This is a genomic window from Janthinobacterium psychrotolerans (assembly GCF_001677885.1).
GTDB lineage: Bacteria > Pseudomonadota > Gammaproteobacteria > Burkholderiales > Burkholderiaceae_D > Janthinobacterium > Janthinobacterium psychrotolerans.
On sequence record NZ_LOCQ01000058.1, the window covers coordinates 274,944 to 297,532 of the forward strand.

19 protein-coding genes, 1 tRNA gene and 1 pseudogene are annotated in these 22,589 nt (G+C 62.8%); 11 read left to right on the forward strand and 10 right to left on the reverse strand.

Annotated features, from left to right (window positions below; all coding sequences use genetic code 11):
• The first annotated feature begins 94 nt into the window (after positions 1-94).
• Together ASR47_RS27120 and ASR47_RS18105 are read left to right on the forward strand one after the other, a co-directional pair.
• Entirely contained in the window at positions 95-427 is a 333-nt protein-coding gene (locus ASR47_RS27120; protein ID WP_150127864.1) for a hypothetical protein, read from the forward strand.
• Positions 427-2,709 carry a TonB-dependent receptor gene (locus ASR47_RS18105; RefSeq protein ID WP_065309173.1) on the forward strand — a complete coding sequence of 761 codons (2,283 nt, stop codon included), beginning with the start codon at positions 427-429 and terminating at the stop codon, positions 2,707-2,709. Before ASR47_RS27120 ends, ASR47_RS18105 begins: the two co-directional genes overlap by 1 nt.
• Before the next feature lie 26 nt (positions 2,710-2,735).
• Here ASR47_RS18105 and ASR47_RS18110 read toward each other — a convergent pair whose 3' ends face one another.
• Genes ASR47_RS18110 through ASR47_RS18120 form a run of 3 tightly spaced genes read right to left on the reverse strand, consistent with a single transcriptional unit; the run spans position 2,736 to position 6,302 of the window.
• Positions 2,736-4,619: a sensor domain-containing diguanylate cyclase gene (locus tag ASR47_RS18110; protein ID WP_065309174.1), complete on the reverse strand. Its 1,884-nt coding sequence runs from the start codon at positions 4,617-4,619 to the stop codon at positions 2,736-2,738.
• Positions 4,619-5,050, reverse strand: a complete 432-nt coding sequence (locus ASR47_RS18115) for a type 2 periplasmic-binding domain-containing protein (RefSeq protein WP_065309282.1) — start codon at positions 5,048-5,050, stop codon at positions 4,619-4,621. Before ASR47_RS18115 ends, ASR47_RS18110 begins: the two co-directional genes overlap by 1 nt.
• A gap of 10 nt (positions 5,051-5,060) precedes the next feature.
• On the reverse strand, positions 5,061-6,302 hold the full coding sequence (locus tag ASR47_RS18120) for a porin family protein (protein WP_245714397.1): 1,242 nt from the start codon (positions 6,300-6,302) through the stop codon (positions 5,061-5,063).
• 275 nt (positions 6,303-6,577) lie between these two features.
• Between ASR47_RS18120 and ASR47_RS18125 the strand changes: the two genes are divergently transcribed.
• From ASR47_RS18125 to ASR47_RS18165, 8 genes and pseudogenes are all read left to right on the forward strand, one after another.
• Positions 6,578-6,661: transfer RNA gene (locus ASR47_RS18125), tRNA-Leu, on the forward strand.
• A 176-nt stretch (positions 6,662-6,837) separates the two neighbouring features.
• Entirely contained in the window at positions 6,838-8,046 is a 1,209-nt protein-coding gene (locus ASR47_RS18130; RefSeq protein ID WP_065309175.1) for a tyrosine-type recombinase/integrase, read from the forward strand.
• A gap of 319 nt (positions 8,047-8,365) precedes the next feature.
• Positions 8,366-8,770 carry a plasmid mobilization protein gene (locus ASR47_RS18135; protein WP_065309176.1) on the forward strand — a complete coding sequence of 135 codons (405 nt, stop codon included), beginning with the start codon at positions 8,366-8,368 and terminating at the stop codon, positions 8,768-8,770.
• Positions 8,760-9,173: pseudogene (locus ASR47_RS28385) on the forward strand (relaxase/mobilization nuclease domain-containing protein); the annotation flags it as partial. The gene ASR47_RS18135 and the pseudogene ASR47_RS28385, both read left to right, overlap by 11 nt.
• A 478-nt stretch (positions 9,174-9,651) precedes the next feature.
• Positions 9,652-10,002: a hypothetical protein gene (locus tag ASR47_RS28390; protein WP_425402745.1), complete on the forward strand. Its 351-nt coding sequence runs from the start codon at positions 9,652-9,654 to the stop codon at positions 10,000-10,002.
• A 976-nt stretch (positions 10,003-10,978) separates the two neighbouring features.
• Complete coding sequence (locus ASR47_RS26595; RefSeq protein ID WP_082989007.1) at positions 10,979-11,791, forward strand: DUF3825 domain-containing protein; 813 nt, start codon at positions 10,979-10,981, stop codon at positions 11,789-11,791.
• Positions 11,792-11,928: 137 nt separating this feature from the next.
• Positions 11,929-12,336: a hypothetical protein gene (locus tag ASR47_RS18160; protein WP_150127865.1), complete on the forward strand. Its 408-nt coding sequence runs from the start codon at positions 11,929-11,931 to the stop codon at positions 12,334-12,336.
• Between the two features lie 398 nt (positions 12,337-12,734).
• The gene (locus ASR47_RS18165; protein WP_065309182.1) at positions 12,735-13,157 is read left to right on the forward strand and encodes a DUF7684 family protein; all 423 of its coding nucleotides are present in this window, start codon (positions 12,735-12,737) and stop codon (positions 13,155-13,157) included.
• A 12-nt stretch (positions 13,158-13,169) separates the two neighbouring features.
• On the opposite strand, the gene ASR47_RS18170 is transcribed toward ASR47_RS18165, so the two are convergent.
• The 3 genes from ASR47_RS18170 to ASR47_RS18180 all read right to left on the reverse strand — a co-directional run bounded on the left by ASR47_RS18170 (position 13,170) and on the right by ASR47_RS18180 (position 15,735).
• The gene (locus tag ASR47_RS18170; RefSeq protein WP_245714403.1) at positions 13,170-14,603 is read right to left on the reverse strand and encodes a nucleobase:cation symporter-2 family protein; all 1,434 of its coding nucleotides are present in this window, start codon (positions 14,601-14,603) and stop codon (positions 13,170-13,172) included.
• A gap of 253 nt (positions 14,604-14,856) precedes the next feature.
• On the reverse strand, positions 14,857-15,285 hold the full coding sequence (locus tag ASR47_RS18175; protein WP_065309183.1) for a hypothetical protein: 429 nt from the start codon (positions 15,283-15,285) through the stop codon (positions 14,857-14,859).
• Positions 15,286-15,312: 27 nt separating this feature from the next.
• Positions 15,313-15,735 (reverse strand): helix-turn-helix domain-containing protein, encoded by a 423-nt coding sequence (locus ASR47_RS18180; RefSeq protein WP_065309184.1) that lies wholly within the window; start codon positions 15,733-15,735, stop codon positions 15,313-15,315.
• A gap of 146 nt (positions 15,736-15,881) precedes the next feature.
• On the opposite strand from ASR47_RS18180, the gene ASR47_RS18185 reads away from it, so the two are divergent.
• Entirely contained in the window at positions 15,882-16,595 is a 714-nt protein-coding gene (locus ASR47_RS18185; protein WP_082989021.1) for a S24 family peptidase, read from the forward strand.
• A gap of 39 nt (positions 16,596-16,634) precedes the next feature.
• Here ASR47_RS18185 and ASR47_RS18190 read toward each other — a convergent pair whose 3' ends face one another.
• From ASR47_RS18190 to prpF, 4 genes are all read right to left on the reverse strand, one after another.
• Positions 16,635-18,521: a propionate--CoA ligase gene (locus ASR47_RS18190; RefSeq protein WP_065309186.1), complete on the reverse strand. Its 1,887-nt coding sequence runs from the start codon at positions 18,519-18,521 to the stop codon at positions 16,635-16,637.
• 28 nt (positions 18,522-18,549) lie between these two features.
• Positions 18,550-19,755, reverse strand: coding sequence for a hypothetical protein (locus tag ASR47_RS18195; RefSeq protein WP_150127866.1), 1,206 nt, complete (start codon positions 19,753-19,755; stop codon positions 18,550-18,552).
• A 9-nt stretch (positions 19,756-19,764) separates the two neighbouring features.
• Positions 19,765-21,276, reverse strand: coding sequence for an MBOAT family O-acyltransferase (locus ASR47_RS18200; RefSeq protein WP_065309188.1), 1,512 nt, complete (start codon positions 21,274-21,276; stop codon positions 19,765-19,767).
• Positions 21,277-21,390: 114 nt separating this feature from the next.
• Positions 21,391-22,578 carry a 2-methylaconitate cis-trans isomerase PrpF gene (gene prpF / locus ASR47_RS18205; RefSeq protein ID WP_065309189.1) on the reverse strand — a complete coding sequence of 396 codons (1,188 nt, stop codon included), beginning with the start codon at positions 22,576-22,578 and terminating at the stop codon, positions 21,391-21,393.
• Between the last annotated feature and the right edge of the window lie 11 nt (positions 22,579-22,589).

The following is a 22,589-nucleotide window of genomic DNA, read 5'->3' on the forward strand; positions in this document are numbered from 1 at the left end:
TGTTGCCGTGCTGCACGAGTCCCGACTGTCTGGTCCCTGTCCTGACACGGCAGAGTGAACGCCGTGGCAGCGACGACTTTCAAGACGAGAGCATGTGGCATTGCAACAACATGCCACACCTGGCCTGCCAGCATCCCGGGCTGTTGTTTTCCCGCTGCGCAATCGGGTGCAGCTGGCTGACCGCTGGGCTGGCAAGGGGCAAACAGCCTGCTTGCCGGGGCTGGCGCGAACGCGCTGGCTCCCCACTATGCCGCAGCCTGTGAAAGACGACAAATACGATTTTATTGGCGGATTCAGAGGAAATCGCTATGAATCAGACGATGAGCAAAATGGTCCGAATGGCAAAACTTTCCGTGCTAGCATGACTTTCAATGACGGTGCTAGCCCGCCTTCCTTTTCCCAAAACCAGACCAACAGGAGTCGTTGATGATGACACAGCATGCAGGCATGGTGCGCCGCACCTTGATCGCCCTGGCAATTACCGCCGCCTTTCCGCTGCAGGCCATGGCGCAGGAGACCGCGCCGGCAGCCACCGAGAAGCCCGCCGCCACGACCACCTCCAGTGCGGGCCAATTGGAAACCGTGATCGTCACCGCCCAGCGCCGCGCCGAGAACATCAAGGACGTGCCGATGTCGATCGCCACGCTGAAGGGCGACAAGCTCGACGTGCTGACGGCCGGCGGCGCCGACATCCGCTTCCTGAACAGCCGCTCGCCCAGCGTGTCGGTCGAGTCCGACTATGGCCGCACCTTTCCGCGCTTCTATATCCGTGGCCTGGGCAATACCGACTTCGACCTGAACGCGTCACAGCCGGTCGGCCTGGTGATGGATGACGTGGTGATGGAAAACGCGATGCTGAAAGGTTTTCCCGTATTCGACGTCGACCAGGTGGAAGTGCTGCGCGGCCCGCAAGGCACCTTGTTCGGCCGCAATTCGCCGGCCGGCGTGATCAAGTTCGATTCGGCCAAGCCGGTCTTCAAGACCGAAGGCTACCTGAGCGGCGGCTTCGGCAAGGATGGCCTGAGGAATGTGGAAGGCGCTTTCAACGTGCCCGTCAGCGATACGGTGGCGCTGCGCTTTTCGGGCCAGACCCAGCGCCGCGACGACCGCGTGCACAATCCGCGCCCGACCGGCACGCGCGACTTCGAAGGCTATGAAGACAGCGCCGGCCGCCTGCAGGTATTGGTCAAGCCGACGCGCGACTTCAGCGCCCTGTTCAATGTGCATGCGCGCAACCTCGACGGCACCGCCACCCTGTTCCGCGCCAATATCCTCAAGCAAGGCACCAACGACCTGGTCGACGGCTTTGACTACGACAACTATCCGACCGACGGCATCAACCGCCAGCACCTGAAGACCAAGGGCGGCAGCATGCGCCTGAAATGGGACTTGCCGGGCGTCACCCTGCATTCGATCACCGGCTACGAAAAACTCGATTTCTTCAGCCGCGCCGACGTCGACGGCGGCTATGGCGCGGTGTATGCGCCACCGATGGGACCCGGCTTCATCCCCTTCGTGGTGGAAACGGCCGACGTGATTCCGAATCACAAGCAGGTGTCGCAGGAGTTCCGCGCGGAATCAAGCGCGAAAGGCCCGCTGCAATGGATAGGCGGGCTGTTCTACTTCAAGGAAGATATCCGGATCGACAGCATCAGCTTCGACAGCCTGTCGCCAGGCAACCCGCAAAGCCCGAACTACGCCACGCAAAATCAAAGCTCGAAGTCGTACGCGGCGTTTGGTTCGCTCAACTACACGGTGTCTGACGCGCTCAAACTGCGCGCCGGCGTGCGCTACACGCGCGACGAGAAAGATTTTTCGGCCAAAAGGGTGGAAGCGACCACGGCCGGCCCCTTCCCCTTGAGCGACACTTCGCACAATATCAGCTGGGACCTGAGCGGCACCTATGTGCTCACGCCATCGACCAACGCCTACGCCCGCGTCGCCACCGGCTACCGCGCGCCGTCGATGCAGGGCCGCCTGAACGGCCTGGCCGACCGGCCGTCGTTCGCCGGCGCCGAAAAAGCGCTGTCGGTCGAAGCCGGCATCAAGCAGGACCTGTTCGACAAGCGCGCCCGCCTGAGCCTGGCCGTGTTCGAATACCGCGTGAAAGACAAGCAGCTGACCGCCGGCAGCGGCGCCGTCAACATGAACCAGCTGATCAACGCCGACAAGGCCATCGGCCGCGGCGTCGAACTGGACTTCCAGGCCAACCTCAGCGATGCGCTGAGCATGACCTTGGGCGGCAGCTACAACCACACGGAAATCAAGGACAAGAGCCTGTTCGTGCAAAGCTGCGGCAATGCGCAGAACAACCCGGCCAGCGGCTGCACCGTCACCGACCCGGTGGGACCGTTTCGCGGCACCGCCTACATCGACGGCAACCCGCTGCCGCGCGCGCCCGAATGGCAGGGCAATTTCACCCTGAAATACAGCGTTCCGCTGGCCAATGGCGAGTTCTATGCGTACACCGACTGGGCCTACCGCACCAGCTACAACTTCTTTCTGTATCAAGCGAAGGAATACAAGGCCAAGGAGCTGCTCGAAGGCGGCCTGCGCGTGGGCTACAAATGGGACCGCTACGAGCTGTCCGCGTACGGACGCAATATCACCAACCAGATCCAGTCGCTGGGCGCCATCGATTTTGACAACCTGACGGGCATCATCAACGAGCCGCGCACATATGGCGTGCAGCTGAAGGCGACGTTCTGATGGCGTGAGGCGCTGGCGCGGCCCGGCTACTTGCCGCTGTGGCCGACGCCGGCCTCATAAAACTGGAAATTGTTCTTGCCCGCCGACTTGGCGCGGTACATGGCGGCGTCGGCATGCATCAGCAGCTTGTCGGCGCTGTCGCCATCGCGCTCATACATGGCCACGCCGATGCTGCAGCTGATCTGTGCCTGCTGGCCGGCCAGTGTCAAGGGCTGGGTGACGGCGGCCAGCAGCTGGCCCAGCAGCGCGCGGGCGGCGGCCGTGTCGTCCCGGCGCCATGGCAGGATCAGCACGAACTCGTCGCCGCCCAGGCGGCCGACCGTATCGTGCTGGCGCACGCATTGCCGCATGCGGCCAGCGGTAATCTTGAGCAACTCGTCACCGGCCTGGTGACCGAGGCCATCGTTGACCTGCTTGAAGCCGTCGAGGTCGATGAAGCAGACCAGCAGCGTGCCGCCGCTGTCACGCGCCTGTTCCACCGCCAGTTCCAGGCGCTGCATGGTCAGGCTGCGGTTGGGCAAACCCGTCAGGCCATCGTACATGGCCATGGTCAGGATGCGCGCTTCGGCCTGCTTGCGGTCGGTAATGTCGCGCACGATCGCCACCACGCCGTCTTCCACGCCGACCAGCTGCAGGTGCAGCCAGCGCGCATGCGCTTCGGCGCGGTCGTTTTCCCACTCCTCCTCATGCACGGCGCGCTCCTCGGTGACACGTTTGAGCTGGTCGAACAGGCCGTTGCTGAGGCTGAGCGGCAGCAGCCGCGACAAGCTGGCGCCCTGCATTTCCAGCTTGCTCTTGCCCGTCATCGATTCGGCGCGGCTGTTGGCGGTGGTGACCTGGAAATCGATCACCGCGCCCTCTTTGTCACGCAGGCTGTGCAGCATGAAAAAGGCATCGAGATTGGCCTCGGCGGCCGCGGCATAGGTTGCCTGGGCGCGCCGCATCAGGCGCTGCGCCTTGGCGCGCTGCCACAGCCAGGCCCAGGCCATGGTGGCAAACAGCAGCAACACGGCGCTGGCGGCGGCGGCCAGCACCACGTTGGCTTGCCGGTGATGCATGAATTGCGCCATCTGCTCCTCGCGCCCCAGGCCGACCACCACGCTCAGCCGTCCGCCCAGCGCCGGCTGCACCAGGGTCTCGCGCGCGACGCCATCCCAGGCCGGCTGCGCGCGCAGACCGGCCAGCGACGGCGCGGCGCCCTGCCAGCCCTCGCGTGCGCCCACGCGAAAGGCCCTTGCCCGTCCATCGGCGCCATAGATGGCCAGCAAGCCATGCTCGCCCTGGCGCGAGCGCTCATAGCCGCTGGTAAAGTAAGCCGGGTCCACCTGCACCATCACGATGCCGTTGAAACGGCCGGCGGCGTCGTCCAGGCGCCGCGTGAAATGGAGCACCGGTGCACCACCGGCACGGTCTGGCAGCGGCGCGCTGACGTTGGTCCTGTCACCGGGATGCGTGGCGTGGTGCTGGAAATAATCCTGGCCGGCAAGCGACCTGGACACTGCCGCAGGACTGCTGGCGATCACGCGCCCGCTACGATCGGCAATCGCCACCGTAAAGATCATGGCCGGCGGTAACAAGTCCTGGCGTTTCAATTCGGGCAATGCGCCGTCAGCGCCCTTCAGGCTGACGGCATAGGCCACCACTTTCAGGGTCTGGTCGATATCGCCGATATTGCGCGCCACCTGGGCCTCGTAGGTATCCATCAATTCACGCACCGAGTCGTGCAGCGCTTTTTTGGCGCCCACGTGTTCGGCGCCGATGATGCGCAAGGTGCTGCCCCAGATGGCCGCCAGCAGCAACAGCACGAACAGTGGCAGCGAAAAATGCGTGTCGGTGCTCAGGCGCAGCAGTTTGCCGAAGCGACTTGCGGGTGCGCGCGGCGTGTCCGGCGTGACGGTCTGGAAAGGCATCAGCGCACCACCAGCACCGGCTTGACGCTGGCGTCCAGCGCATCGCGGTCGATATAGCCGATCAGGCCGGGATTGTCGGCCACCAGCCTGCGCACCGCAGCGCTGTCGGGCACTTCCCGTGGCGGCTGGCCGCGCCCGGTAAAGATCATCTTGGTCCAGTAGGCTTTCAGCAGCGCCGGCGACTTGGCCGCCACCTTCAGGTAGAACGCATCGCGCTGCGCCGCACCGATGGGCTGGTCGACGGCACTGGCTTGGGCGCCGTCCGGGAAGCGCCCGCTCTGGCCGAGAAAAATGTCGGCCACCTGGTCGGCCCGCAAAGCATCGGTGGCATTGCGCGCGGAAACGATCACGACCATCTCGCCACTCAGGGCCCAGGCGGGCTGGCAGCAGGCCAGCGCCAGCAACAGGCTCGGCAATGTATGTCTCGGCATGGCGGCCATCCTAGAACACAAAGTCGAGCGCAATGCTCACGACGTGAATCGGATGGGCGGTGCGAAAGCCCGGCTGCACATTGACCAGGGTGCCCGATGAGGCCCCCGTCGGGCGCAGACGGTCGTACTGCAGCTTCACGGCGCGGTCCGGCAAAAAATCCCAGCGCACGCCCGTGCTGATGGTGTGCTGCGAAGAAATGCGTTGCAGCAGCGCGTTCAGTTGCCCGTTGAGGTAGGCGGCGCCGGGCTGCGCGCTGTCGATGCCCGCATCGCGGTTCGGCACATTGGCCTTCACTTTGGCATAGGTCGCATACGGCGTCCAGGCGCCGAGCCGGTAGCCGCCGCCGAGATACATGCTGCTTTTGTCGCCGAGAAACGAACGCGTATTCAAGCGGCTGCCCTCGGCCTGCAGGAACCAGTCACCGGTATCGTAGCTGACGCCCAGGTTGGCAATTGCCACACGCTTGTGGTCGGCGTCGTAGCGATCGGCGATCTGTCCGCCCCGCAGGCCATATTGCCGGAAAGCGTCAAACAGCGGCCGCACCAGATCGACCGTCAGCTCGGCCGTCAGCGCGCTGGCACGGATGGTCAGCGCGCCATAGGTGGTGGTATTGGACAAGCCGGCCAGCTGGCGCCCCCTGGCCCGCTTGCCGCCGTCATCGGTTTCGATGCTGGTGTGTCCATAGAAAACCTGGGTCAGGTTATTGGTCGCGCCAGCCTGCCAGCGGTAGCTGGCGTCGACGCCATCACTGTTGCTGACCGGTAGCGAACCGTACACCTCGACCGGCGGACGTACCCATTCCAGCGCATAGCCGGGCTTGCGATAATCGCCCGCCAGGTAAATCGGCAAGGCGATCCGTCCCAGCCGCAGGCTCAGCTCCGGTGTCGCCTGGTATTTGAGATTGGCCCACTCCACCACGGGCAGCCAGGAATTTTGCAGGTTGTGCTCGGCAATCACCTGCAGCACCGCCGACCACCGCGGCGTGAATTCCACCCCGAGCTGCGCGCCGAGGCGGCTGTCGACCGACCCACTCCATCGGTCCGTCCTGCCGGCGCCACCGCGATTGATCACATTGGCGCTGTAATCGGCCTGCCGCTCGCTCGAATGCACGAGGCCGGCCGTGCCAAAGCCGCCCAAGGTCCATTCAGGCAATGACGCGGCCTGCGCCGCAGTGCCGGATATGGCCAGGAACAGCAGGCTGGCGCCTTGGTGCGCGCGCAAAGACAGCGGCGATTTCTTCATGATGGGCATGACCTTGATTCCTGCATGATAGCGATGAGATGTAAAAAACGTTTCCCAATCGATATGACAGGAAAAAACCACCGCGTAACTGCCGGCAAACGGCGCGGCGATGGCTGGAACCGAGCCTGGAACTCGTGCGCGCAGTGTAGCACGATCGTTCCAATATGAAACATTAAGTGCAGAACCGGCAACAAAATAGCGCATCATGTGTGCACGATTGCAGACAGACGCTGCCATGCCTCATGGTGTATCAGGCATTATTCATGCTAGAATCTCGCCGCGCTGCCCGGATGGTGAAACTGGTAGACACTGGAGACTTAAAATCTCCCGCCTGTAAGGGCGTGCCGGTTCGATTCCGGCTCCGGGCACTCAGAACTCAGCCGTAAAAATCCAAGAACGTCCAAAAACCCGCCTTCGTCATAGGAGAGCGGGTTTTTTGTTGTCCATGTTTGTCCATCGGCGTACATTCAAAGCGATGAATTTTGTTGGTACTTTTTGCTGGATTTAGAATTTTCTCTAAAAAAATACCATCAGGGAGTGCGCCATGCCACTGTCCGATCTGTTTCTCCGCCATGCCGTCTACAAGGGTACGCCCAGCGGCGACAAGTATCCCGACCTGTACGGCATGTACCTGCTGGTCACCCGTACCGGCAAATACTGGCGCATGAATTACCGCCATGCAGGCAAGCAAAAAACGCTGGCCCTGGGCATCTACCCCCATGTCAGCCTGGCCCAGGCGCGGCGCAAGGCCGAGGACGCGCGCAAGGCGCTGGCCGAAGGCATCGATCCGAACGGCGTCAAGCGCGCGCAGAAGGCTGAGCAGCGCAGCGCCGCCCTGAACACCTTCGACAAGCTGGCGCGCCAGTGGCTGCTGACCATGCAGCGCAACGGCAGCGCCAGCACGCAAAAGAAAGTCCGCAACTGGCTCGAAGGCGACGTCATCCCCTACCTGGGCAAGATGCCGCTCAACACCATCCGCCCGCGCGACGTGCTGCGCGTGGTGCAGCGCGTCGAGGCGCGCGGCGCGATCGATTCGGCGCACCGCATCAAGCAGCTGTGCGGCCAGGTGCTGCGCTTCGGCGTGGCGATGGACCTGGTCGAGCGCGACGTCACGGCGGACCTGAAAGGCGCATTGGCACCGGTACCAAGAACGCACTATCCGGCACTGACGGAACCGGGCGATGTGGCGCCGCTGCTGCGCGCCATCCACGGCTACCATGGCCACGTCACGGCGGTGGCGGCGCTGAAACTGGCGCCCATGCTGTTCGTGCGTCCCGGCGAATTGCGCGCCGCCGAATGGAGCGAAATCCATCTCGATGCCGCCGAGTGGCGCATCCCGGCCAAAAAAATGAAAATGCAGCTCGAACACCTGGTGCCGCTGCCGACACAGGCCGTGGCGATCCTGCGCGCGCTGCAGCCCGTCACCGGCGAAGGCCGCTACGTGTTTCCCTGCCTGCGCGGCGGCCAGCGCTGCATGAGCGAAAACACCATCAATGCGGCGCTGCGTTCCTTGGGCTATGCCAAGGAAGTGATGACCGGCCACGGTTTCCGCGCCATGGCCCGCACCATCCTCGACGAAGTGCTGCAAGAGCGGGTGGACCTGATCGAGCACCAGCTGGCGCACAGCGTCATCGACCCGAACGGGCGCGCCTACAACCGCACGGCGCACCTGCCTGCCCGCCGCGCCATGATGCAGCGCTGGGCCGACTACCTCGACGCCCTGCGCGACGACGTCGCCCCGCCGCCAGCCTGACGGCAAGGCCCACCCCGGGAAAGAAAACCAGCGGCGCCGCTGGCAGGAACAGGTGCGGCGATACGCATGCCTGTCGCCTGCGCGTCACGATGGGCGACAAGGCGTGCGTCCACCCGCATCCGCCGTCGTCCTGTTTCACGACAGCGCCCGCGCTGTTTGATATCGCGTAAGAAAAGCGGCTGGCCCGCGCCTACATTAAAGGCCGGGGAGCCGCGGGTGCGTGGGCTGGCGAGGAGCAAGCCATGTTTTCGCTTCGCTCAAACCGGCTTGCCCTGCGGGGCCCTCCTCGCTGCGCTCGCCCACCACGCCAGGAGCATCGATGCACGCCGAGACCACGCCACGCAAGCGACAAGGCGGCCGCCCGAAGGGCGACCCGGCCGCCGTGCGCGGCGCCACCATCGGCGTGCGCGTGTCGGCCGCCGAACATGCGGCGCTGCTGGAACGCGCCGCCCGCATGCAGATGCGTCCCGCGCAATGGCTGCGCGCCGCCGCGCTGGCGCGCGCCCTGCCCGCGCCGCCCGTCGCCGCCATCAACCGCGAACAGTATGTGGAACTGGCCCGCCTGGCGTCCAACCTGAATCAATTGACCCACCTCGCCAACGAGGGTGGCCGCGTCGCCGTGGCCGACGCCCTGCTGCAGCGGCTGATCGCCGAAACGCGCCGCCTGCGGCTGGCACTGCTGGGCGTGCAGGAGCAACAGCAGGAGCAGAACGATGATCGCTAAGGCCATCAAGGGACGCGGCTTTCGCGGCGTGCTGGCGTATGACCTGGGCAAGGAGCAGGCGCGCGTGATCGACACCAACATGACCGGCCGCACGCCGCGCGAACTGGCGCAGGAATTTGGCGCCGTGCGCAAGCTGCGCCCGGGCCTGGGCAAGGCGGTGCTGCACGTGTCGCTGTCGGCCGCGCCGGGCGAGCAGCTGTGCGACGCCCAATGGACGCAGATCGCGGGCCGCTATCTGGCGGGCATGGGCCTGGACGACAACCAGTACCTGCTCACGCGCCATGCCGACACCCTGCATGAACACGTGCACCTGCTGGTCAACCGCGTCCGCTGCGATGGCGGCGTGGCCAGCGACAGCCACGACTACCGGCGCCAGGAAGTCATCATGCGCGCGGTCGAACGCGACTTCGGCCTGCAGCAGCTGCGCCCCTCCAGCGAGGCGCCGCGCCGCGCGGCGAGCCGGGGCGAGATCGAGGCAGGCCTGCGCACCGGCGTCGCCTCGACGCGGCAGCGCCTGCAGCAGCTGTGCGACGCCGCCATCACCGGCTGCGCCAGTTTCACCGCTTTCATGCAGCGCCTGGCGGCGGCGGGCGTGGCGCTGGTGCCGGTAACGCAGCGCAATGACAGCACCCTGGCGGGCCTGTCCTACCGCCTTGATGGCGTGCTGATGAAGGGCAGCGATCTGGGACGCGGATACAGTCCCATGGGATTGGCGAAACGAGGAGTCCACTATGACAAAGAGCGAGACCTTGCGGCGGTTGGCCACTGCCGAGAATACGGCGCAGCTGGACGCGCTGGCGTGCAGGATGGCGCAGCTGCACCAGGCCAAACTGGCCAGCGCCGAGGAGCTGGCGGCGACCCTGGAACCGCTGGCGCAGGCGATGGCGGCCCTGACGGACGAGACGCGCCAAACGATGCAGCAGCTGGGCCTCGACGGCACGCGCCAGGGCGAGCAGTTCCGGCGCCAGATCGAGACGGCGACGAGCGCCTGGCGCTGCGCGGAGCAAGCGGCGCGCGAGAGCGCCCAGGCAATCGAGTGCGGCAGCCGTATGCTGTCGCAGCGCCAGTACCTGCTGGCCACGCTGGTGGGCATGATGACGGGGCTGCTCGCCAGCGCATTGTGGCTCTGGCTGGCACCTGCCCCCAGGCTGCAGAACGTGCTGGACGCGCAGCAGCTGGTCGCGCTGATCCGGCCCGCGACCGCAGCCTGGAAGCCGTGCGAAGGCAAATGACGGCAATGGGCTGCGCGCAGTTCGTCGTCAGGCTGGCAGAGGCGAAAAACGGCAAGCAAGAGACGCGGCAGTGGAGCGGGCTGGAACTGCTGCGCAGCCTGGCCTGGCTCAAGCGCATGAATGCGCGCGGCTACGACGTCACCCTGCGCCCGGCAGGCCAGCATGGCCTGGTGCTGCTCGACGGCTTGCAACCGGCCGACTTGCAGCGCCTGGAGACGCGCGGCTGGCAGAGCGCCGCCGTGGTGGAGGTGCAGCGCGGCCGCTTCCAGGCCTGGATCAAACTGTCCGGGCAGCGACTCGCCGACACCTTGCGCAGCCAGGCCGCATCCCGCCTGGCGGCCGAGCTTGGCCACAGCGGCAGCGCCATGGCCATCACGGTCGCCGAATTTGGCGCGCTGGCCGGATTGACCTGCCACGCGCCTGGCATGGCCGAAGGGCAAGCGGCACGCTACGCGCTGCTGCAGGCGTCGAGCGGAACAGTGGCAACCGCCGCAGCGCCCTGGCTGGAGCGCCTGCCGCACCTGCCGGACCCGCCGCTACCGCCCAGGGTGGCCGTGCCGCAGGGTGCGGTGCGGAAGCGCTCAAGCGGGCGCGCAAGATGATCGGCATGCCGGTGCTGGCGGCCCAAGCAGCCGCGTTACGATTGCATTTCGGCATGGCGGCGAACGCTTGGCGCATGAGAAAGCTATTTTCCCGGGAGTGACAATGCGTGTAGTTTTCTGTTTGGCAATTTGCTATTCTCGGGGACGTTTGTCAGCTGCGGATTCAATGGGTAACGGCAGCAAGCGGCCAAAAGCGGTCGGCCACTAATCAGTAATAAAGTGCGATTTACGTATGGAATATTTTAGTAATAATCCTCGTCTAAGACTTCGCAGAAGAATAGTATCGGACGATAGTTTATGTAGGGTTTTTAAAAAAAGTGTTATTATAAATATAATTAATAATCATATTCTTTAATTTAAGGGAAATTGAACTCATGTTGAAATTGGAACAACTACAAGCGGATATTGGTACTAGTTACACAAATAAACTCATCAAAAGGCTCCATAAATTTGCTTATATTCCACCAAAGGTACTTCAGGAACTAGCAACACAGGCACTGAGTGAAAAATGGGCTAAAGATTTGCATGTACTCGAGAAATACCTCGCAGTTCACGTAGCTTGGAGCATTGAACAAGGGAAAGTAACATTTTCTGACGACCAATTTTATGTTTCTGCGGGCAATCTCCAGACTCGTTACGGAACACCCTTATACTTAATTTTTATTAAAGGCACTGATGTTACAAAAGCCCCTTGGAAACTAATTAAGGCAGGCTCCCAAATCAACGCTCCCGCATTACCGGCGCCACCAGAAATACCCAAGGGTCCGGAAATTCCAAAAGGAGTAGAAATTGTTATGCAGCATGACCATATGCTCAAAGATAACGAGGAAAGAGTGAGTTTTTTAAAGGATGCGCCACCGGTAGCGCAGATGTGCGCTATTTCGGGAGCCATCCAATGGTCACTGAATCGTGGATTACATCTTCCATATTGGTATTATGGCAGCATGAATTACCTTGTTCCGTTGTACCTAAAAGACAGGGAGAATATCACTAACGCCCCAGACTTAGTTGCGCCAATACAAATTGCAAATGAAATGTTGTTGGTTCGAACTGTATTGGAGCCGCATATGCCTTACGCCAACTCCAGAGTTTCCGTTAAGCGCCATGACCAATTGCCCCCTTGGATGATTGATACATGGAACGCCCATGCCGACGCGATGGATGTAGACGATGAGGATTCCGAGTAAAAAAACCGAACAACACTCAAATTTGTGCGAACTAGTCCGTTTCTGCGTCCACTTTGAGACGAATTCGGCCCGTTGTGTTCGCGCAATGTCGTTAAGCTGGAATGTACGATGTTCAAACTTTTATGAAGAGAGACCTTATGTTTCTTCGTTCGATTCGTGAACACATTTGCCTTGCGATTTACGCCAGGGTATCAGCCTGCTGCGAGAAGTTACTTCCACCGGCAAACGATGCGAATGAGCCCGATTATGTTGTTAATGTAAGGCGAAATGCGCAGGATTTGATTCGCGCGATAGAGGCGTCGGAGGCGGCAGGGAATTTGCGGGCCATTACACTGCTAGACAAGGCCAAAGAGGCGGTAGACAGAGAATTAAACGAAGCTTTGGAGAAATGGCATGCCGAAGAGGAGAAACGTTTAATCGGAGGCGCCGTCAACAAAACGGATTTACCGCGCAAGCGTCCGATTGCCTTGTTTGCAACACGGGCTCGTTTAAACCTTGCGTTTACAAAGTGCTATATGAAGCTCTCTGCGAATGAAGACAGATGAGGCAGCCCGCTTTGGTAGCTTACATGGTTCGCTTTGGGGCGTAAGCGGACACCACAATAAGGAGACCGCCCGCTAAAAGACTCGCAGCGGTCTTCGGCCATGCTTTTCAAGAAAGTACTCCCTCCCCGCCGATTCTTGGCAGGAGGAAAGTACAAAGTCAAAAAGACTTCATCGGGATCCTAGCATTTGCCGTTTTTTGTACTAGACTACTTGTCTGAAGTCACCAGCAACCGCTCCAGGTGGAATGGTAACGAAGAACTTTTTCTCCAATGATGGTATTTTTGATGGTATTTTGGGATATTGGCTGAGTTATCATAGCGCTTTCGATTCCGGCTCCGGACCAGCGCTCGTGCTGGTTGCAACGCTGGCGCACCCTCTTCTGCCTCCAACTTCCCACCATGCAAAAAACCCTCCTGCGCTATCTCCACCTCACGCCCGACAGCGATTTTCCCATACTGGAAGACTTACCTGCGTTCAAAGCCATCGTGATTGTCGAAGCCGTGGCGGAAGAAATGGTGATGTGGGAAACCTGCCGCGCACTGGTCGCCGCCGGTTGCCTGTATGCGTCGACATGGGGCACGCAGTGCGACGCCTGGCATGAGGCCATCGGCGATGCGTATCTGGAAGCGAGCAATTATGAAGACGTCGCGCCCGAAAAGGCCTTGACGACCAGCTTGCACGAAGACGAGGAATTGAGCGAGGTGTTCTGGTTTGCAAAGCATCGCGCCGTGCACGCTGGCGAGTTGCGCGCGACATTGATATTGCATATCGCCGATGCGCCGCGCCGCGATGAACTCGAAGCGGCCTGGCGCGACGCCTGACCCTCCTGTTGCCTACTCACTGCCGTGGCTGCTGTCGCGCGCCCTGGTGCGGGCTTGTTCCTGCGATCCCACACCATTGAAGAACAGGTTCAGCAACACAGCCGCGATCGCCGCCAGCAAAATGCCGCTGTGCAGCAGCGGTGACAGGGCCTTGGGCAGATGCTGGGCATACTGCTCGGCCACCAAGGGCAGCATGCCGAAACCGATCGCCAGCGCGACGATGAACAGGTTGTTGCGATTGCCCTGGTAGTCGACGCTGGCCAGGATGCGGATGCCGGTGGCGGCCACCATGCCGAACATTACCAGCCCTGCCCCGCCCAAGACAAAAGCCGGCACGGCCTCGGCGGCCTGGGCGATTTTCGGGATTACCCCCATCACCAGCAGAATCATGCCGGCGGCCACGCAGACCCAGCGGCTGCGCACGCCCGTCACGCCGACCAGGCCGACGTTCTGCGAGAACGACGTATAGGGAAAGGTATTGAAGATGCCGCCGATCAGAGTGCCCAGGCCGTCGACGCGCAGGCCGCGGCTGATGTCTGCCTGATCGATGCGCTTGCCGGTCATCTCGCCCAGCGCCAAAAACATGCCCAGCGACTCGATCATGACAACGATCATCACCAGACTCATGGTAAGAATTGCCACCACATCAAAGGTCGGCATGCCAAACTGGAATGGCGTGACGACGGCGAACGCCTTGGCGCTGGCCACCTTGGCAAAGTCCGTCTTGCCCAGTGCAAAAGCGAGCGCGGTGCCGGCGGCTATGCCGGTCAGCACGGCGATATTGGCAAGGAAACCCCGACCATATTTGGCTACCAGCAAAATCACCACCAGCACGAACAGCGCGATGCCCATATTGTCCAACGCGCCATAGGCCGGATTGGCGATCATCGGCGCGGCGCCACCGCCCGCCGCCGCTACAAAAGCGGGATCGGGAATCTTCGCCATCGATGGCGGGCCGCCCATGGCCCAGTTCACGCCTACGCGCATCAGCGATACGCCGATCACGGCGATGATGCTGCCGGTGACCACCGGCGGAAACAGGCCCAGCATGCGGCCGACAAAGGGCGCGATCAGCATGGAGACAAGGCCGGCGCCGATCACCGCGCCAAAGATGCCGGTGATGCCCAGCTCCGGATTGTTCGCCATCGCCAGCATCGGGCTGACGGCGGCAAAGGTGACGCCCATCATCACCGGCAGGCGGATGCCGAAATACTTGCCGATTCCCAGCGACTGGATCAGGGTGACCAGGCCGCAGCAGAACAGGTCGGCGCTGATCAGGGCGGCCACCTGCCCGGGCGGCAGCTTGAGCGCGCGGCCGACGATCAGCGGCACGGCAATGGCGCCCGCGTACATCACCAGCACATGCTGCAGGCCGAGGGTAAACAATTTGCCGGCTGGCAGTAGCTCATCGACGGCTGACGGCGTGCCGGCTACCGGCGGCGTGATGCTGCGGGGGATCGCTGTCAAGTGAGGTTTTGCCACGGTACGCTCCATTTCCGGTAAGCCTGCCGCGCCAGGTCGGCAAGCATGAGACAAGTGAGAACATCGCTTGTCTCCATGCATGCATCGTGCCAGCAGCGGCCTGCTCGCGATTGCGCTGGGCAGCGTGCAGAGCAGGAAAACGCGTCAGCCATGCACTCTTTTCAGGCGTGCGCGCCAACTGGCGCACCACGGCGGCGCCACAGCAGGCGCTGTCGTTCTATCGTCCCGAGCGCACCTCCTTGACAGCGGCCGCCACATCGGCCGCCAGTTCGCCGATGTCCTTGTCGCGGCGGCGGTCGAACCAGCGCACACACGCCCCCAGCACCCACCAGGCTGGCAAACCGATGGCCGCCATCAGTGGCGCGGCGATGAACAGGAAGCCGGTGGCCGGATCGCAGCCATACAGTACGGCCACCGCATTGGCGCTGTCGAACAGGCCGGGCCACCAGGACAACACGGCCGCCACCAGCACCGGCCCGGCAAAGGTGGCGATAATGATGCTGGAGCAGATACGGATGATGGCCTCCTTCATCGAACGTGGCCACATGACCATAAAGCTGAGCAAGGTGGCCAGCAAGGCGGCCAGAAGAGGCAGACCCAGCAGCTTGATCCAGGTGGCGCCGGCGGCGCTGATGTCGAAATTCATGATGCGCGTTTCTCGTCGTGAGGCGCCTTAAGCGCCGTGGTGATTGTTTGCCGGCCCGAACAGGGCCGCCACCAGCGGATCGCGGCTGGCCGTGCCGCCCGGCCAGCTGGCCATGCGCCGCACCTGCGGCGGCAGCTCGGCCCAGGCTTCGTCTTCGCCGTCGGCCTCGCCCGGGGCGTACAGGGCCGGCCGCTGGCGCCCCGGCTCGGTGCAATGGCGCTGCGCCAGGTGGATCAGGCCGGCGCCGCACATATGGCGCAGGTAGCGGCTCATGGTGCCGGCGTCCAGGCCCAGCAGGGCCGACAACTGCGCGGCGCTGGCCTGGCCATGCGCGGCGATATGCTGCGCGATATGGGCAATATGCAGCTGCGACTTCTTGCTGCGCCCCAGGATCCTGCGCCCTGTTTGCGGCGGCGCGCTGCTGCTCACCACGTGACTGCTGTTCCACATCTCCATCCTCCTGTACCGGCCTGCCGGGCAATGCTGTGTGCAAATTTGCGACAAGCAACAGGTGGACTTTATCAATCGCTAATGTTAAAGTCAAGCATTTGGTAATTTATCAAACGGTAAATTTCGGGTTTAATGCGGAGATGAATATGTATCAATACAGACGCGACCGATTGCTGGCACTGATCAGCGAGCGCTATGAACACACGCGCAAGAAAATTTCCGATGCCAGCGGCTGGAGCGAGGCGCGCATCTCGCAGATCCTCTCGCCCACCTACCGCGACGGGCGCGCCTTCAGCGAAAAAATCGCGCGCAAGCTGGAAGCCGATTTGCAGCTCGACAGCATGTATTTCGACCAGGGTGGCGCGCCCGACCAGGCGGCCATGGCGGCGCGCGCGCTGGCCGGGGTCAAGGCGGTGTTCGTCAATGATGGCGATGACGAGCGTTTCTACGATATCCGCAAGGTGAAATTGCGCTTGTCGGCCGGCATCACCGGCTTTGCGGTGGAGCCGGAAACGCATGACGGCAGCACCATCAGCGTGCCGCGCGGCTGGGTCGACCGCAACGGCTACCACCCTGAAAAACTGGTGGCGATCAAGGTCAAGGGCGAGAGCATGGAACCGGCCCTGTATGAAGACGACGTGGTGATCATCAACACGGCCGATATCCGCCCCATCGACGGCGTGGTGTACGCCATCAATTACGAGGGCGAGCCGGTGGTCAAGCGGCTGGCGCGCGATATCGGCGAATGGTGGCTGACGTCGGACAATCCCGACCAGCGCAAATACCATCGCAAGATGTGCCGCGGCAAGGAATGCATTATCGTCGGACGCGTGGTGCGCAAGGAAAGCGAGCGCATTTGAACCAAGGTTTATCGAATGATAAACCTTGGTCCAGATTGCTCAAGCCAGCGCTGCCTTGATATATTGAAGCGACGCCGGATCTTCGATCGAGGTCAGGTCGCCCGGACTGCGTCCTTCGCAAATGGCCTGGATCGAGCGGCGCAGCAGCTTGCCCGAGCGCGTCTTCGGCAATTGCGGTACGAACAGCACGCGCGCTGGCCTGGCCACGGCGCCCAGCTGGCGGTCGACCACGGCCATCACCTCGCGCTCGAGCAGCGCCCTGCCCTCGGTGCTTTCCGCCGGCCGCGCGTCTTTCAGGATCACGAAGGCCATCGCCACCTGGCCCTTGAGTTTGTCTTCCATGCCGACCACCGCCACTTCGGACACATTCGGGTGGCTGGAAATGCTCTCTTCGATTTCGCGCGTGCCCAGGCGATGGCCGGCCACATTGATCACGTCGTCGGTGCGGCCCAGGATGAAGTAATAACCGTCGGCGTCACGCAGGCCCCAGTCGAAGGTGGAATACACCTGCTTGTCGGCGAAGGTCGACCAGTAGGTGTCGACAAAACGCTGGTCGTCGCCATACACGGTTTGCAGACAGCCTGGCGGCAGCGGGCCTTCCAGCACCAGCACGCCCTTTTCATTCGCACCGCATTCCTCGCCGGTCGATTCATTGAGCAATTTCACCTTGTAGCCGTACATGGCCAGGCCGGGGCTGCCCAGGCGCGTGGGCGTATCGGCCACGCCCCTGGCCACCGACAATATCGGCCAGCCCGTTTCGGTCTGCCAGTAGTTGTCGATGATGTCGACCTTCAGCTCGCCGGCGATCCACTGCGAGGTGGTTTCATCGAGCGGTTCGCCGGCCAGGTACAGCGCCTTCAGGGACGACAGATCGTATTTGCGCATCAGTTCCACCGGGTGCTTGCGCAGCACGCGGATCGCGGTCGGCGCCGAGAACATGCGCGTGACCCGGTACTTTTCAACGATGCTCCACCAGATGCCCGCATCGGGACAGACCGGCAAGCCCTCGTACAGGATGGTGGCCATGCCGGCGATCAGGGGGCCATAGACGATATACGAGTGGCCGACCACCCAGCCGATATCGGAAGTGGCGAAAAAGGTCTCGCCAGGCTTGCCGCAGAAGGTGTACTGCATCGACGAAGCCAGCGCCACCGCATAGCCGCCCACGTCGCGCTGCACGCCCTTGGGTTTGCCGGTGGTGCCCGAGGTGTACAGCACGTAGGACACCTGGTTCGATTCGAGCCAGGTGATCGGCACTTGCGCCTCGAGATGCTGTTCGCGCAGGGTGGCGTAGTCGACATCGCGCCCTTCTACGCGCTCCATAGTCACCAGGTGGCGGTCGACCAGCAGCACATGCTCGGGCTGGTGCGCGGCGATGCGGATCGCTTCGTCCAGCAGCGGCTTGTAGGCAATCGCCTTGCCGTTGCGCGAACCGGCATCGCTGGAAAACACCAGTTTCGGCTGCGCGTCGTCGATGCGGCTGGCCAGGCTGTTCGAGGCAAAGCCGCCGAACACCACCGAGTGGATGGCGCCGATGCGTGCGCAGGCCAGCATGGCGAACGCCGCTTCGGCGATCATCGGCATATAGATCAGCACGCGGTCGCCCCTGGCAACGCCCAGCGACAGCAGGATCGCCGCGCAGCGTTCCACTTCGCGCTGCAGCTCGCGGTAACTGTAGCTGCGTTCGGTATTGGTTTCGGTGGAAATGGCGATCAGCGCCGCTGCGTCGCCACGGCTGCCGACCCAGCGGTCGACGGCGTTGTGGCACAGATTGGTGGTGCCGCCGACAAACCATTTCGCGAACGGCGGGCGGCTGTCGTCCAGCACCTGGTCAAACGGCGTATGCCAGTCGATTTTTTTGGCTTCCTCGCGCCAGAACGCGTCGGGGTGGTCGATCGAGTGCTGGTAAAACTGGGCAAAACTCATGTCTCCTCCGTGGTTTTTTATAAAGTCGTTACAGCGGTTTTTCGCCGCGCGGTCTGTCACGCGGGTCAAACATTTTTGTGGCGCTTGAAAATACGCCGGGCTGGGTCGCCATGCATTCCAGCCTTTCGGCCGCGATACGCCGGGTATTGGCCACCAGCGAGCTTGAATCGAGGCCAAGGCCAGGCTGCGACAACAGCCGCGCCAGCACCACGTCGCCCAAAGCCTTCTTGAAATGCCCCGCTTCCCAGTACCAGCGCGTGGCGGCATTCCGCTCGCCGGCGGCGGGGATGCGTTCGCAGTTGTACGTGCCAAAGCCGCTGAAGTCATGCAAGGTGATGGCGGCGCCCGGATGGCTGGCCTCGACACCGGCAATCTCGCGCACCAGCTGTGCCTTCCATTGTTCGAACAGCGGCCACAAACCGGCCGCTTCCAGCATCGCCAGCCACTGCGCGTGATACGGATAAATCACCAGTTTGACAGCAGCATCGCTGGCGGACGCTTGCACCAGCAAGGCACGCAATAGCTGGAAATCTTCCTGGGTCAGCGCGGTGACGGATTTTCTTTTCAGGGTGGCGGCGTTTTCGCGCGCGCGCTGCTCGAACATCTTGTGGTAACCATCAATGCGCACATGCGCGCCATAGTCGCGCAAGGGATTGAAGCCTGCGGGCGATAGGGTGGCCGCTTCAGCATCGTGCTGGATGCGCAGGGTATGGATCGCATCCCTGACGGAGGCGAGCGAAAACAGTGCGTCGAACTGCCAGGGTGCTTGCCAGTCCGGCGCGCCGGCCGGTTTTGCGCTGGCGGTGGACGGTGATGTCAACGCCAGGAAATCCATGAATTCCACGCCCAGGATGACGGTGGCGGGCTTGACGCCGGCGGCCAGCAATTGCACGAGCTGATGGTGTGAGGTACCCAGGCCCGTACCGGGGATGGCCAGGTTGTACACGGTGCCATGGGCTGCGGCAAAGGCCGGCGCGGCCGGGTCAAAACCGATCTCCGCGCGCGAATTGCCGAGGATGATGACGCGCGGACGCAGGCGCAGCGCGTGCGCCTGCTTGATCTGCACCTGGTAGCGGCTCAGGCCCGGCTTGACGGCGTTGAAGCCAGGCCGATCGACCACCCGGTACAGGCCGTAGGGATCGACAATCACCACCAGGGCGACGGTGGCCAGCACGCCGCAAGCCATGCAGGCGCACAGGGCAAGCAGAAAGCGGCGGTACTCAAAAATAGTCATCGCCGCCCCCTAGAACTGAAAATACAAAAATTCGGCGGGCCGGTTCAAGGACAGCATGCTGGCCAGCGCCAGGCCCGCCAGCGCCGCCGCCCAGCGCCGTGTCGGCCGCCATGCCAGGCCATTAATGACAGGTTTTGCATCGAGCGCCGGTTCGGCCAGGCACATGATCTGCTGCGTGTTCGGGCAGGCAAAGGCCAGCAGCGCGGCGATCGCTATCCACGTCCAGCTGTCGACAAAGGCCGCGCCGCCGCCGAGGTAGTACGACACATTGATCGCCGCCAGCAGCGGCTGTACCGGCGTCAGAGCCCGGGCCAGCGCATCGGGCAAGGCGATGCCATTGCCGCCATACAGGCCGCCAAGGATGGCCAGCGCGCTGGGAAGATCCGTCGCGCGAAAGAACACCCACGCGGTGCAGACGGCCATAAAGGTGAGCGCGGTGGCGGCGATGCGCCACGCCGCCGATTGCCCGCAAAAACCGAGGCTGCGCCACGCACCATGGATGCCGAGGAATGCGCCGTGCAAGGCGCCCCAGATCAGGAAATTCCAGCCGGCGCCATGCCATAGTCCGCCCAGCACCATGGTGACCATCAGGTTCAGGTAACGGCGCGCGCCGCCATGGCGGTTGCCGCCCAGCGGAATATACAGATAATCGCGCAGGAAACGCGACAGTGTCATGTGCCAGCGCCGCCAGAACTCGGCGATATTGGCCGCCTTGTAGGGCGAATCGAAGTTCAGCGGCAGCTTGACGCCGAACAGGCGCGACAGGCCGATGGCCATGTCGGAATAGCCGGAAAAATCGAAATACAGCTGGAAGGCATAGGCCAGCACGCCGCTCCAGGCGATCAATAGCGACGGCTCGCCCGGCTGGTTGAACAAGGCGCCGGCATGGGGAGCGAGATTGTCGGCAAGCAGCACCTTCTTGGCCAGGCCGATAAAAAAGATGCTGGCGCCGACGGCGATATTTTCCTGCGACAGCCGAAACACCTTGCGATCGGCAAACTGCGGCATCATCTCCTTGTGATGCAGCACCGGCCCGGCGATCAGGTGCGGGAAATAGGTGACGAACAGCAGATAGTGGACAAAACGCCGTTCGCGCACCTGCCCCCGGTATGTATCGACCAGGAAGGCGATCTGGGTAAAGGTAAAAAACGAGATACCGACCGGCAGCATCACCTGCAGCGCGGGAACCGGCTGGGCCAGCAGCGCGGCCAGGCTGGACACAAAGAAACCCGCGTACTTGTAGTAGCCGAGCAGCGCCAGGTTGGCGCCGATGGCGGCAATGAGCAAAGCTTTGCGGCGTGCGGCCGGGCCACTGGCGAGCAAGGTCGAACAGCCGTAGTTGAAGCAGATGGAAGCGAGCAGCAGCGGCACATAGCGCAGGTCCCACCAGCCATAGAAAAACAGCGAGGCGGCGGCCAGCCAGGCCGCCGCCAGAAAATGGCTGCGCCGGCCCAGCAGAAAGAAGCCGGCTAGCGTGACGGGCAAAAAGGCCAGCAGGAAAATCCAGGAATTAAACAGCATGGCGGCTCCAGGATGGATGGTAAAACACGGACTTCAAGGGTACGTCCATGCCATTTTCCTTTGCTGCCGAGCTTGCGATCCTGCAAAAAATCAAGCCTGCCGGCTATCTGTCGCTCACGCCTGCCCTGGCACGCGCACGTATCCTTCCATCAGCACGCGCGCACTGCGGCTCATGATGGCCTTGGTGACGCTCCACTCGCCGTCGACCTGCGCCGCCTCGGCGCCCACCATCAGGGTGCCGGACGGGTGGCCGAAGCGCACGCTGGTTTTTTCACCACCGCCGGCCGCCAGGTTGACCAGGGTGCCAGGAATCGCCGCCGCCGTGCCGATGGCCACCGCCGCCGTGCCCATCATGGCGTGATGCAGCTTGCCCATCGACAGGGCGCGCACCAGCAAGTCGATCTCTTCGGCCTTGACCTGCTTGCCGCTCGACGACACATAGCTGGCCGGCCTGGCGACAAAGGCCACCTTGGGCGTATGCTGGCGCTGCGCCGCCTGGTCCAGATGGCTGATCAGGCCCATGCGCAGGGCGCCATAGGCGCGGATGGTTTCAAAGCGGGCCAGCGCCACCGGGTCGCCATTGATGGCGTCCTGCAGCTCGGTGCCGGTATAACCGATGGCGTCGGCGTCGACAAAGATGGTCGGGATGCCGGCGTTGATCATGGTGGCCTTCAATACGCCGATGCCGGGCACGTCAAGATCGTCAACCAGCTGGCCGGTGGGGAACATGGAGCCGCCTGCGCCCTCCTCTTCCGCCGCCGGATCGAGAAACTCGAGTTTGACTTCGGCCGCCGGAAAGGTCACGCCATCGAGTTCGAAGTTGCCCGTTTCCTGCACTTGGCCGTTCGTCACGGGCACGTGGGCGATGATGGTCTTGCCGATATTGGCCTGCCACACGCGCACGACCGCCACGCCATCGCGCGCAATGCGCGCCACATCGACCAGGCCATTGGCGATCGCGAACGCGCCGACGGCCGCCGACAGATTGCCGCAGTTGCCGCTCCAGTCGACAAACGGCTTGTCGATGGCGACCTGGCCGAACAGATAATCGACGTCGTGGCCGGGCCGCTCGCTTTTCGACAGGATCACCGTCTTGCTGGTGCTCGAGGTGGCGCCGCCCATGCCGTCGATCTGCTTGCCATACGGGTCCGGGCTGCCGATCACGCGCAGCAGCAAGGCGTCGCGCGCGGGGCCGGGCACCTGGGCGAACGCTGGCAGGTCCTGCAGGCGGAAGAACACGCCCTTGCTGGTGCCGCCACGCATATAGGTGGCGGGGATTTTGATTTGGGGTTTGTGAGCCATATTATTTCCAA